This window comes from Enterobacter sp. MG-EB028, from assembly GCF_056673305.1.
Window position 1 is genome coordinate 474,660 of record NZ_CP195079.1, and the last position, 12,411, is coordinate 487,070.

The 12,411-nt window shown below is 55.5% G+C and carries 11 protein-coding genes; 4 read left to right on the forward strand and 7 right to left on the reverse strand.

Annotated features, from left to right (window positions below; translation table 11 throughout):
* Window positions 1-185: 185 nt before the first annotated feature.
* Window positions 186-1,835, forward strand: a complete 1,650-nt coding sequence (locus tag ACR42C_RS02195) for a methyl-accepting chemotaxis protein (protein WP_479984687.1) — start codon at window positions 186-188, stop codon at window positions 1,833-1,835.
* 79 nt (window positions 1,836-1,914) lie between these two features.
* On the opposite strand, the gene ACR42C_RS02200 is transcribed toward ACR42C_RS02195, so the two are convergent.
* From ACR42C_RS02200 to ACR42C_RS02210, 3 genes are all read right to left on the reverse strand, one after another.
* Window positions 1,915-2,880, reverse strand: a complete 966-nt coding sequence (locus ACR42C_RS02200; RefSeq protein ID WP_479984688.1) for a DMT family transporter — start codon at window positions 2,878-2,880, stop codon at window positions 1,915-1,917.
* A 75-nt stretch (window positions 2,881-2,955) separates the two neighbouring features.
* The gene (locus tag ACR42C_RS02205) at window positions 2,956-3,780 is read right to left on the reverse strand and encodes an AraC family transcriptional regulator (protein ID WP_233003404.1); all 825 of its coding nucleotides are present in this window, start codon (window positions 3,778-3,780) and stop codon (window positions 2,956-2,958) included.
* 81 nt (window positions 3,781-3,861) lie between these two features.
* The gene (locus tag ACR42C_RS02210) at window positions 3,862-4,710 is read right to left on the reverse strand and encodes an SDR family oxidoreductase (protein ID WP_479984689.1); all 849 of its coding nucleotides are present in this window, start codon (window positions 4,708-4,710) and stop codon (window positions 3,862-3,864) included.
* Window positions 4,711-4,794: 84 nt separating this feature from the next.
* Between ACR42C_RS02210 and ACR42C_RS02215 the strand changes: the two genes are divergently transcribed.
* Window positions 4,795-5,181 carry a winged helix-turn-helix transcriptional regulator gene (locus ACR42C_RS02215; RefSeq protein WP_116343595.1) on the forward strand — a complete coding sequence of 129 codons (387 nt, stop codon included), beginning with the start codon at window positions 4,795-4,797 and terminating at the stop codon, window positions 5,179-5,181.
* A gap of 86 nt (window positions 5,182-5,267) precedes the next feature.
* Here ACR42C_RS02215 and ACR42C_RS02220 read toward each other — a convergent pair whose 3' ends face one another.
* On the reverse strand, window positions 5,268-7,211 hold the full coding sequence (locus tag ACR42C_RS02220; RefSeq protein WP_316379802.1) for a bifunctional 2',3'-cyclic-nucleotide 2'-phosphodiesterase/3'-nucleotidase: 1,944 nt from the start codon (window positions 7,209-7,211) through the stop codon (window positions 5,268-5,270).
* Window positions 7,212-7,400: 189 nt separating this feature from the next.
* Here ACR42C_RS02220 and cysQ point away from each other — a divergent pair, with 189 nt between their 5' ends.
* Window positions 7,401-8,141 (forward strand): 3'(2'),5'-bisphosphate nucleotidase CysQ, encoded by a 741-nt coding sequence (gene cysQ, locus ACR42C_RS02225; protein ID WP_116343593.1) that lies wholly within the window; start codon window positions 7,401-7,403, stop codon window positions 8,139-8,141.
* Here the strand turns inward: cysQ and ACR42C_RS02230 are convergent.
* Entirely contained in the window at window positions 8,135-8,692 is a 558-nt protein-coding gene (locus ACR42C_RS02230; RefSeq protein WP_479984690.1) for a YtfJ family protein, read from the reverse strand. The two genes, cysQ and ACR42C_RS02230, sit on opposite strands and share 7 nt — an antisense overlap.
* A gap of 324 nt (window positions 8,693-9,016) precedes the next feature.
* Here ACR42C_RS02230 and ACR42C_RS02235 point away from each other — a divergent pair, with 324 nt between their 5' ends.
* A complete protein-coding gene (locus ACR42C_RS02235; protein ID WP_008501430.1) occupies window positions 9,017-9,223 on the forward strand; it encodes a DUF1107 domain-containing protein in 207 nt (68 codons plus the stop codon).
* Between the two features lie 76 nt (window positions 9,224-9,299).
* On the opposite strand, the gene paeA is transcribed toward ACR42C_RS02235, so the two are convergent.
* Together paeA and ACR42C_RS02245 are read right to left on the reverse strand one after the other, a co-directional pair.
* Complete coding sequence (gene paeA / locus ACR42C_RS02240; protein WP_028015283.1) at window positions 9,300-10,637, reverse strand: polyamine export protein PaeA; 1,338 nt, start codon at window positions 10,635-10,637, stop codon at window positions 9,300-9,302.
* A 194-nt stretch (window positions 10,638-10,831) separates the two neighbouring features.
* The gene (locus ACR42C_RS02245; protein ID WP_479984691.1) at window positions 10,832-12,379 is read right to left on the reverse strand and encodes an MFS transporter; all 1,548 of its coding nucleotides are present in this window, start codon (window positions 12,377-12,379) and stop codon (window positions 10,832-10,834) included.
* Window positions 12,380-12,411: the final 32 nt, after the last annotated feature.

A 12,411-nucleotide genomic window follows, 5' to 3' on the forward strand; every position in this document is an offset into this window, starting at 1 on the left:
CTATAACCCTTTAGAGGGAAGGGAGAAAGTGCGACGGGGATCACAAAAAAATGTCCCGTTTAACTCCCTGAATGGACTTAGGAAAGTGGTTTAGAAACTTTTTAAAGGTGGAGAAACAGTAAACAACCCGCCGCGCGTGCCGATAGATACTCGTCAGAGAAACCTGCATATAACAAAGGCAACGTATGTTTAAACGTATAAAAGTCATTACTCTTCTTATTTCGGTGCTGCTTGTGCTCGGCATCATGCAAGTGATTTCCGCGGGTATTTTTATTAACGCGCTGAATAACGATAAAGACAACTTCACCGTGTCGCAGCTCTCCAGTAAAAACGTCGCGGAGTTTACCGATGCGTGGATCAGCCTGAATCAGGCGCGGGTGACGCTGAACCGCGGGATGCTGCGCCTGCAAAGCAGCATGGCCTCTCAGATTAACGGTGGGCAGCTCAATGAGCTGGTCAACACGGCGAAGAATCTGCTGGCCGATGCGCAGGTCCATTACGATAAATACTACGCCCTGCCGAATACGCCGGGGCTGGATGAGAATCTGGCCAAGCGTCTCGAAGAGCAGTACCGCATTTACTCCTCCACGCTGACGCAAATGAACGTCCTGCTGAGCCAGGGCAATCTGGAGGACATGTTCAAGCAGAACGCGGAGCATAAACAGACCGCGATGCAGGCGGTTTACCGCGAGTGGCGCGAAGCGCAGGCAACGCTTACCGATAAAGGCATCCAGGATAATGAAAGCGACTACAAACGCATCCTGTGGATCCTCTCTGCGGTGATGCTGCTGGTGATTGTGGTGATTGTCTCCAGCTGGATCGCTATGCGCCGCGTGCTGCTGCTGCCTCTGGAAGAGGTGATTAACCATATTCGCGCCATTGCGGCGGGGGATTTAACCCAGCCGATTCAGGCTGAAGGTAAGAATGAAATGGCTATTCTGGCGCGCAACGTTCAGGAGATGCAAACCTCGCTGGCGAACACCGTGGGCGTGGTGCGTGAAGGTGCGGATACCATCTACACCGGCGCCGGTGAAATTTCTGCCGGGAGTAACGACCTCTCTTCCCGTACCGAGCAGCAGGCCGCGTCTCTGGAAGAAACGGCAGCCAGCATGGAACAGCTGACGGCAACCGTGAAGCAGAACGCCGATAACGCACGTCAGGCTTCCCGTCTGGCGCTGGATGCCTCCTCAACGGCGAAGAAGGGTGGAAATGTAGTAGAAGGCGTCGTGCGTACGATGGACGAAATCGCGACCAGTTCCAGCAAAATCGCGCAAATTACCAACGTGATCGACGGTATTGCCTTCCAGACCAATATTTTGGCACTGAACGCGGCGGTGGAAGCGGCGCGCGCGGGCGAACAGGGCCGTGGCTTTGCGGTAGTCGCAGGGGAAGTTCGAACGCTTGCCCAGCGCAGCGCACAGGCGGCGAAAGAGATTAAGGCGCTGATCGATGATTCCGGCGAGCGCGTCAACGCAGGCTCGCAGCTGGTGAATGAAGCGGGCGCGACGATGGCGGAGATCGTCAACGCGGTCACCCGCGTGACCGACATCATGGGCGAAATTGCCTCTGCCTCTGACGAGCAGAGCCGCGGTATCGACCAGGTGGGCCAGGCGGTCGCCGAGATGGACCGCGTGACCCAGCAGAACGCCTCGCTGGTGGAAGAGTCTGCGGCTGCTGCGGCCGCGCTGGAAGATCAGGCTGCACGCCTGAACGAAGCGGTGGCGGTGTTCAAAATCACCCGCAACCAGGCGGTCAAAGCGGCACCGGTGAAAACCTATGTGCCAAAAGCGCAGCCCGCAGCGGCGGCGTCAGAAGGGAACTGGGAAACGTTTTAAGGACTTGCCCGGTGGCGGCTACGCCTTACCGGGCCTACGGTTTTGTAGGCCCTGCAAGCGCAGCGCCGCCGGGCAATGCTCACATCTCCGACGCCGGAACGACCCTTGGTTTTTCCGGCTTCGCTCTCACCGCAATCACCACCCCCACGACCAGCAATAATATTCCACAGGCCGTTAACAGCGGCGGCACGCTCTGGCGCATCAGGAAGGTATAAAGCAGTCCCGCAAGGGTTTCGAAGACAATCAGCGGCCCTAAAATCACCGTCGGCAGCTTCTGGCTGGCAATGTTCCAGCACAGCGCACCCACCCAGGAGCACAGCACCGCAATCGCAACCATTAAGCCAATAAACACCCACGGCCTCGGCCCGAAGGGCTGGGCGAAGTCTGGCTGTTGATGGCCTAACCAGAGGCACGCGCCGACATACCCCACCAGTGATACGGGCAAGGTGACCAGCGCCTGCGCCGTCGCCCACATCATCGGGTGCTTGTCCGGGTTTTCCCGCAGCCAGCGCGCATTGCGCAGGGCGTACCAGGCCCAGCACGCCACCGAGACGAACGCTAAAACGATCCCCGAACCGTAACGCCATAAGCTGAAATCGCCCAGCCCGTGGCGCAGCTCGGCGATATTGACGCACACCAGTCCCACTGCGGTGCACATCAGCGCCGGCGCCATTTTTGACCACGCCAGCCTGCCGTCCCGGTGGCTATAGAGCAGATTCGCGAAGATGGGGATGACCACCGGCAGCGTGCCGATAATCATGGTGGAAACCGGCGCACCGGTACGCTGAATGGCGCTTGCCAGACAGACGTAATAGATCAGGTTACCCATCATGGTTAGCGCCAGCGCGGTACCCCAGTCCTGACGGCTGAGCTGACGCAAGCGCGCGCGTCCCAGCCACGCCAGGGGCAGGGCAATCAGCCCCAGCGCCAGGTAACGTCCGGTCGACTGCAGTATGGCCGGATACTCGGGTACGATCAGCGGGCCGACAAAAATCAGCCCCCACACCATCCCTGCCAGCAGGGCATACAACACGCCACTAATCATTTTTCCATCCTGTTTGATTCACGTTGCACTCAGTGTAGGAGGGACAAATACGCGCGTATTGTATGAGATTGCGCTTTAGCGCCGGGTGACCTGCTTCTGGTAGCGAACGGGAGTAATGCCGTAGCGGCGGGTAAACGCGCGGGTTAAATGCGACTGGTCGGTCAACCCGGTCGCGGCGGCGACCTCAGCTGCGGGCATGCCGTGGGTGAGGAACGCTTTGGCACGCCACAGGCGGATGGCCATCAGCATCTGGTGCGGCGTAACGTGGAAATGGGCTTTGAACTGACGCTGAAAATGGTACGGGCTGAGCGAGACAACGTTCGCCAGCTCGTCCAGCGTCAGGGCGTGCATATAGTTGTCGTGCAGATACTCGCGCACGCGTTCGAACCGGTGTGCACCTTCCTGAACTACCGGCGCGTGATGGGCTAACGGCTGAAAGGTCTCAATCAAATCCAGCAATAAGCCTTTTTGCGCCAGCGGGTCGTCCGTATGCCACAGGCCGTAAATCAGCCTGCCGATTTGCTGCGAGCGCAGCGGGTCATAGCGGGTTACGTCGCTGAACCACCAGTGGCGCATGCCGGTTACCTCTTCCAGCAAGTCAGGCTCGATGTAAACCATCCGGTAGCGCCAGCCGTCTTCAGTGGCGGATTCCCCGGTATGGATCTCGTCCGGGTTCATGGTAACAACGGATTTTTCAGGTGCGAGATGCTGGGTGCCGCGATAGCGAAAGCGTTCGGCACCGGTTTCAATCGTGCCGATCCCGAAGGCTTCATGGGTGTGAGGCTCAAAGGCGTAGTCAGAGATATGCGCGTGATAGAGTTCAAGGCCCGGCAGCTGCGCCAGATGGCGAAAGCGCGCGCTGTCTCTCTCATCAATAAACTGTTCCGGTACGCCTTGCACGGTGAGCCTCCTCATGGGTCATCGTTTCATTATCAGAGATGATCCGAGGGGATGCCACAAAAAATAACCAATCCGTAACAATTACAGAATGGCTTTGATGCTCTCCGCCAGCGGCGTGGTTGGACGGCCAATCAGCTTGCTGAGGGTACGGCTGTCGTCAAACAGGCCGCCTTTGGACGCGCCCACATCGGAGTCCGCGAGCATATCTGCCAGCCCGGCAGGCAAGCCGACGCTTTTCAGCGCGCCGGCGAAATCCGCCTCGCTGAGATTCTGATAGGTTACCGGCTTTCCGCTCTGCTTGCTGAGTTCCGCCGCCAGCTCGCTCAGCGTCCAGCCGTGGTCGCCTGCCAGTTCGTATACCTTGCCCGCATGACCCTCTTCAGCGATAACTTTGGCGGCCGCCGCTGCATAGTCTGCACGGGTCGCAGAGGCAATTTTGCCTTCGCCTGCGGCACCGATAAACACGCCGTGTTCCAGCGCGGGCGGCGCGCTCGCCAGGTAGTTTTCGGTATACCAGCCGTTGCGCAGCAGGGCATAAGGAATGCCGGACGCGGCCAGCGCTTTTTCCGTCGCGACGTGTTCAACGTGCAGACCCAGTGGTGATTTGTCCGCATGCAGCAGGCTGGTGTAGGCGATAAATTTCACGCCTGCCGTTTTGGCGGCGTTAATGACGTTCTGGTGCTGGGTTGCGCGCTGGCCTACTTCGCTGGAAGAGATCAGCAGCAGCTTATCCACACCGCTCAGCGCGGCGGTGAAGGCGGCTTCGTCGGTGTAATCCGCCTGACGAACCACAATGCCCTGCTGGCTCAACGCTTCAGCTTTCGCCGGGTTACGCACGATAGCCACAATCTGGCTGGCCGGTACGGTATTTAACAGCTGCTCGATAACGAGATGGCCAAGCTGGCCAGTAGCGCCGGTAATCGCGATCATGATGAATCTCCTTCGTGTTTGTCTGGTGTTGTGGCACACTAGCACCATAGCTAACTTTTAGTAAGTACGTACAAAAAGGTAAGTATGAAAACAACGATACCAACGCTCAGCGAACAAATGCGCGATGGCAATCTTTTCGCGGAACAGTGCCCTTCACGGGAGGTGCTCAAGCATGTTACCAGCCGCTGGGGGGTACTGATTCTGCTGGCCCTGCAGGAGGGAACGCACCGATTCAGCGATCTGCGCCGTAAAATGGGTGGGGTGAGCGAAAAGATGCTGTCCCAGTCGCTTCAGGCGCTGGAGCAGGACGGATTTGTCGATCGCGTGTCGTATCCGGTCGTGCCGCCTCATGTCGAGTATAGCCTGACGCCGATGGGGATTGAGGTCAGTGAGAAAGTGGCCGCGCTGGCAGACTGGATTGAGGTCAATACGCCGAAGGTGATGGCGAATCGGGATGAGCGTGCGGCGTAAAAGCCGGGTATGTGCGGCCTGATGCCCTCTCCCACAAGGAGAGGGAACAAACACCATAAACGGCAACGCGCGTTGCCGTTTTGCTTTTACCTGCTCAAATCCACCTGATAAATCGCGAACCCGATATCATCCGTCGCAACCTTCTTCATCGGATACTGCGCCTTGTCCTTAATGAACCTGGCCGCCTTATCTGACGGTGATGTTTCAAAGCGGATATCCAGTTTTGTCTCGCTATGAATCGGCGCAAGACGCCAGTTGTTATCCACCGCCGGGTGAATTTCGCCCGCCTTCTTCGACTCTGCGCCGATCCACGCCGCCAATACCGAGCGGTTTTCGTCCGGTGACGCAAAAGCGATGTGGCTATCCCCCGTACCGGCAAACTTACCGCCGTAGGCGCGATAGTTATTTGTCACCACCAGGAAGGTGGCATTCGGGTCGATCGCCTTGCCGTTGAAGGTCAGGTTTTTAATGCGCTCTGCCTGCGGATTAATGGCCTGGCACTCGCCGTCATATTTCGCAGGCTGGGTGACGTCAATCTGGTAATTCACGCCGTCGATCACGTCGAAGTTGTAGGTGCGGAAGCCGTCCCAGTTAATCAGCGACTGCGGTTTGCTGCTTGTCGGATCGATCTGGTTAAACTGTCCGGCGGAGCACTCCAGCCACTCTTTCACCTCCTTTCCTGTGGCTTTAACCACCACCAGCGTGTTCGGGTAGAGATAGAGATCGGCGGCGTTACGGAAGGTCAGCTGGCCCTTTTCGACTTCAACATAGCTTGCCGGGTCATTCTTACGCCCGCCCACTTTGAATGGCGCAGCGGCAGACAGGACCGGCAGTTTTGCCAGATCCGGATCGCCCTGCACAAAGTGTTCGGCATAGGCTTTCTGCGCCATGTTGACCACCTGAACGGTTGGGTCGTCCTGCACCAGCGCCAGGAAGCTGTACATATTGTCGGCGGATTTGCCGATCGGCTTGCTGACGAATTCGCGGGTGGCGTCGTGATCGTGCTTCAGCACGTCGACCAGTTTTTTATCTTCAGCCGCCAGAGATTTTTTAGCCGCAGCGTCGTAAATCGGGCGCGCTTCGGCTTTTGACTGCGTCACCTTCCAGCTGCCGCCGTCGTTATTCAGCACCAGGTCCACCACGCCAAGATGGTCGCCCCACATGCCCGGCATCACCGACGGCACGCCGTTGAGCGTCCCTTTCTCAATATCAGCCCCTTTGATACTGGCAAAATCTTTGCCCGGGAAGACGGCGTGGGCGTGGCCGAACAGGATCGCGTCAACGCCCGGAACTTCACTCAGATAATAAACGGAGTTTTCAGCCATGGCCTGGTACGGGTCGGCGGAGAGACCCGAGTGGGCGACAACCACGACCAGATCCGCGCCTTTTTCGCGCATTTCCGGCACGTATTTGCGCGCGGTTTCGGTAATGTCGTTAACGGTCACTTTACCGTCGAGATTGGCTTTATCCCAGGTCATGATCTGCGGCGGTACGAAGCCGATATAGCCGATTTTCAGCGTCTGCTTTTTACCGTCCTGATCGACAACGTCAGTCTCTTTTATCAGGTAAGGGGTAAAGAGCGGTTTCCGGGTCTTAACGTCAATGATATTGGCGTTAACGTACGGGAATTTCGCACCGGCCAGCGCATCGTGCAGGTATGTCAGGCCGTAGTTGAATTCATGGTTGCCCAGGTTACCGACGGCATAATCCAGCGTGTTCATCGCTTTATAAACCGGATGGATCTCGCCTTTCTTAAGGCCTTTCGCCGCCATGTAATCGCCGAGCGGGCTGCCCTGAATGAGATCGCCGTTGTCCACCAGCACGCTATTTTTTACTTCACCGCGCGCGGCGTTAATCAAACTTGCTGTGCGTACCAGTCCGAATTTTTCCGTAGGGGTATCTTTGTAGTAATCGAAGTCCATCATATTGCTGTGCAGATCGGTCGTTTCCAGAATACGCAGATCTACCGTCGCCGCCTGTACGCTTGCTGCAACCAGCGTTGCCAGGAGCGTTGCACTAAACTTAATCATCAGAGGAGTCCTTTTTTCGATGCAGACCACAAAAGAGTATGTATCTATCGCTTGTTGCTTACAGAAATGTGAATCCTGACAGAAAAAGCGTCCTGAAACCGGAATTGCTTCACAGATAGCGGAATTGTTCACATTACGATATAACTAAAACAAAGAGTTAACCTCACTGCGTTAACAAAGAGGTGGAGAATGCTAGATAAAATTTGTCAGCTCGCACGGGATGCGGGAGATGCCATCATGCAGGTGTATGACGGTAGTAAACCTATGGAGGTGGTCAGCAAAGCCGACGACTCTCCGGTCACGGCGGCGGATATTGCGGCGCATAAGGTGATCCTGAAAGGATTACAGGCTTTAACGCCGGAGATCCCCGTTCTGTCAGAAGAAGCGCCGCAAAGCTGGGACGAGCGCCAGCACTGGCAGCGCTACTGGCTGGTCGATCCTCTGGACGGGACAAAAGAGTTCATCAAGCGCAACGGTGAGTTCACCGTCAATATCGCCCTGATTGAGAAGGGCAAAGCGGTGCTCGGCGTGGTCTACGCGCCGGTGATGAACGTGATGTACAGCGCCGCAGAAGGCAAGGCCTGGAAAGAGGAGTGCGGCGTACGGAAGCAGATCCAGGTGCGCGATGCGCGTCCACCGCTGGTGGTGATTAGCCGCTCGCACAGCGACAGCGAGCTGCAGGAGTACCTGCAACAGCTGGGTGAACACCAGACTACCTCGATTGGCTCGTCGCTGAAATTCTGCCTGGTGGCGGAAGGTCAGGCGCAGCTGTATCCACGCTTTGGGCCAACCAACGTCTGGGATACTGCGGCAGGTCACGCCGTGGCTGCGGCCGCCGGGGCGCACGTTCATGACTGGCAGGGCAAGCCGCTGGACTACACCCCGCGCGAATCCTTCCTCAACCCCGGCTTCCGCGTCTCTATTTATTGAGCCAGCAGCTTATGCAGCAGGTCGACAACCTGCTGCACCTCTTCCTGGGTTAACGCCCCGTCTTTCACCCACTGTACGCGACCGTTCTTGTCCAGCACGACAATCGCGGAGCTCTCATCCTCCAGTTGCCAGGCCTTACGGGTGATGCCGTTGCTGTCGACGATAAACTGCGACCACGGGTAGAGCTTTTTATTGCTCTCAAGGCTCGAGCGCACAAACATCCCGGAGCCCGGAATAGCGTCATCGGTGTTCACGATCGTGGTGGTCTGGTAGCGGTCGTGAGGGAATTTTGCGGCCTTGATCGCTTCCACCAGGTTGGCATTTTTCTCTTTTGCGGATGTACGACCGGCAATATGTTGTACAACTCTCACTTTGCCCGCGAGCTGCGCGCTATTCCAGGCTTTATAGCTAAACTTATCATTGTCGAGAATCAATTCTCCCCGGTCTGCAATGCCGACTGGCGGTACACGTTGTCCTTTTTCAATGTTGTGAGCGCAAGCCCACAGGGGCAGCAGCAGGCAGGCTGCTGCAAGGATGTTACGTAGGGTCATGGCGTTTCCTTATTGTTTGCAGGTGATCCGACCACTTGGTCATACGCTTTTAATCATAAGTGCGATCAATGTGGTTTTCCCGCAATCCCGATGCCAGTTTGCGGGCGAACGCACATATCCATGAAAAAACGACGGCTTATACTGCTCTCTATCACGCTTTGCAAAGATTATTCTGAATAATTGTAATCAAACGGTAAATAAACTTATGCACACTGGGTAACACCGTAGTTCTGGTCTATAGTCATTGGGCATCAAAATTTGCGCTCAGGACAGTCGGGCCGATTGTGGCACCGCAAGAGCGTATGATTCGCAGGAGATACAAGAATGAAAATTTTCCAACGCTACAACCCGCTTCAGGTGGCGAAGTACGTGAAGATCCTGTTCCGTGGACGGTTGTACATCAAGGATGTTGGCGCTTTTGAGTTTGATAAGGGCAAGATCCTTGTCCCAAAAGTGAAGGACAAACAGCACCTGTCTGTGATGTCCGAAGTCAACCGTCAGGTTATGCGTCTGCAAACTGAGATGGCTTAACCAACGTGCTATGCAGTAAGTAGTTAGAAAAACGGCTCCCGATGGGAGCCGTTGATGTTTGTGGGGGGCAGGAACGTTACGCCGACACTTTCTCTTCCGCGTCCGGCAGCTTCGGCACCAGCACGGTCGGCTTGTTGTCGATGCGCGTCACCAGTAGCTGGTCGATGCGGTAGTTATCAATATCCACCACCTCAAACTTGTAGCCGGAGAACTTCACCGAGTCGGTACGTTTCGGGATTTTACGCAGCATAAACATCATAAAGCCGCCGATGGTCTCGTAGTTGCCGGACTGCGGGAACTCGTCGATATCCAGCACACGCATCACGTCTTCAATTGGTGTGCCGCCATCAATCAGCCATGAATTATCGTCACGCTGGACAATTTGCTCTTCCAGACCCTGGCCTACCAGGTCGCCCATCAGCGTGGTCATCACGTCGTTCAGGGTGATAATGCCCACCACCAGCGCGTATTCGTTCATGATCACCGCGAAGTCTTCCCCGGCGGTTTTGAAACTTTCCAGCGCTTCTGAGAGCGTCAGGGTGTCCGGCACAATCAGGGTATTGCGGATCTGTACGCCGCTGTTAAGCGCGAGGCTCTGGTTTGCCAGCACTCGGTTCAGCAGGTCTTTGGAGTCGACGTAACCGATGATGTGGTCGATATCTTCATTACAGACCAGGAACTTAGAGTGCGGATGCTGCGCCACTTTGTTCTTCAGGCTCTGCTCATCTTCATGTAAATCGAACCAGATAATGTTTTCACGGCCCGTCATGGAAGAGGGCACGGTACGGGATTCCAGTTCAAACACGTTCTCAATCAGCTCGTGTTCCTGCTTACGCAGCACCCCGGCCAGCGCGCCGGCTTCCACCACCGCATAAATATCGTCAGAGGTGATGTCGTCTTTACGCACCATCGGTAGCTTAAAGATGCGGAAAATCACGTTCGCCAGGCCGTTGAAGAACCACACCAGCGGACGAAACACGTACAGACAGAAGCGCATCGGGTTGATGATACGCAAAGCCACAGCTTCTGGCGCAATCATACCGATGCGTTTCGGGGTCAGGTCTGCAAAAAGGATGAACAGGCCGGTTACCAGCGAGAAGGAGAGAATAAAGCTCAGCTGTTCTGCAAGCTCAGCGGACATGTACTTCACAAAGAGGCTATAAAACGCCGGAGAAAACGCTGCATCCCCTACGATACCGCCGAGGATGGCGACTGCGTTCAGGCCAATCTGCACCACGGTAAAGAACATGCCGGGGTTTTCCTGCATTTTCAGGATGCGGGTGGCATTGATGTTGCCTTCATCGGCAAGCAGCTTAAGTTTGATTTTACGGGACGCGGCCAGCGAGATCTCAGATATCGAGAAAAATGCACTGACGGCAATCAGACAAAGTATTACTAAAATACTGTTTAACATAGTTTATCCGGCTTCACGCCAGATCCTCAGAAGGGGAGTTGATACCATTTGTGTGGAAACACGTAGAACGTCAGCTCGTAGCGTTGAGCCGATTATTTCAGCGGTAGTATAGCGTAAAGAGATGTAAATCTGCCAGAGGTCACATTTTGGCATAAAAACAGACCGGACAGCGGGGTGCTGCCCGGTACGCGAGGTTATTTCACGGGAGATAAGCGGGCGCTTCCCACCGTCCGTCTTGTGGCATCGCCTCCCCACACCTGGTCATATTCATAACCCGTCAACTGCTTGATTATCAGGCGGGTTCTGGCGTCGCAGTCGCGGTAATCTCCGCCCAATTTCCGGCGGGCAATCTCCTTAAGCAGCAGCTTATGCGTCTCGCGGGTGAGCTTAAATTTGTAGGTGGTAAAGAAGCTCACCGCCAGAAGGGCTGCCGTTGCGAAGATCATCAGGCCGATAATTGCCCCCAGCGCGCTTTCTGGCTGTGCGCCGCTGCCCTTCACGAAGCCGGACTCCTGCAGCACAAGGCCAATAATCATGATGGCAATTGCCACGGTGCTTTTGCGGGTCAGAACCATCACACCGGCAAAAATCCCTTCGCGGCGCTGCTGCGTCACCATCTCGTCGATATCCGGAATAAAGCTGTAGATGTTCCAGGGAATATAGTAGAGGCCAGAGCGGGAAGCGCCCAGCAGGATAAAGACCGCCGAGAACAGCAGCGTCGGCACCTGCGTTTTGGTGAGGTAGACCGTAAACAGGAATACCAGCACGCAGAAGATACAGCCGTAGGAGAGGCGCAGAGCGGCCGAAGGGGTAACGTTCAGCCGGTTCAGCAGCAGCATAAACCCGTACGTGCCGGGTACCGAGGCGAAGGCCGCAATGCTCAACCAGCCGGATACCGCAGCTGCATCCTGGCTCAGACAGTACACGACGTAATAGGTAAACACCGAACCGAATACGTCCATCGCCGTAAACGAAAAGATATAAATAATAATATGCAGGCGGAACGCGCGAATGCGGAATGAGGAAAAGAGATCCAGTACCAGATATTTCAGGTGATTAAGTATTCCGCTGCTGCGCTGGTTATCCACCTTAAAATCGGATTCCTGCTGCACATCTTTGGCTTCCCAGGTGGTGTACCAGGTAATAAATACCGCGATGCAAAATACGCAGGAAAATATCAGCCCGGTGAGGGTATAGGTAAACGGATTATCTTTCCCCGTGAACTGCATGATCACGCCCGGGACGGAAACCGCAAGGAAACCGCCCAGCTGGGAGCAGATCATACGCACGCCGGAGAGGCGGCTACGCTCTTCATAGCGGTTTGTCATTTCCGCCGCCAGTGTCTCCCAGGGCACCAGCACCATCGCCGACAGCAATTCGATCGAGAGATAGGTTCCCAGGTAATACCAGTAGCCCATATCCGTCAGCCACAGCAGGGCATACAAAAACATTAATGGGGCGCTGAGTAATAAAAAGAAGCGGCGACGGCCAAATTTACGGCCGAGCCAGGTATTGCCGAAATTATCGGTGATATAGCCCATAATCGGGCTTAAGAGTGCATCAATGACGCGGGCAATCGCGAATATCGAACCCGCTTCAATAACCGAGAGTCCGCAATAGGTGGTGTAAAAAAATAGCAGCCAGGTGCCGATAATGGCGAAAGCGCCTCCGCCAAACAGATCGGTTACGCCGTAGCCAAGCGCTACGCCATAACCAACTCTACGTTCAGTTGGTTTGACCATAATAATATCCAGTGTAGGGTAATAATTAACCT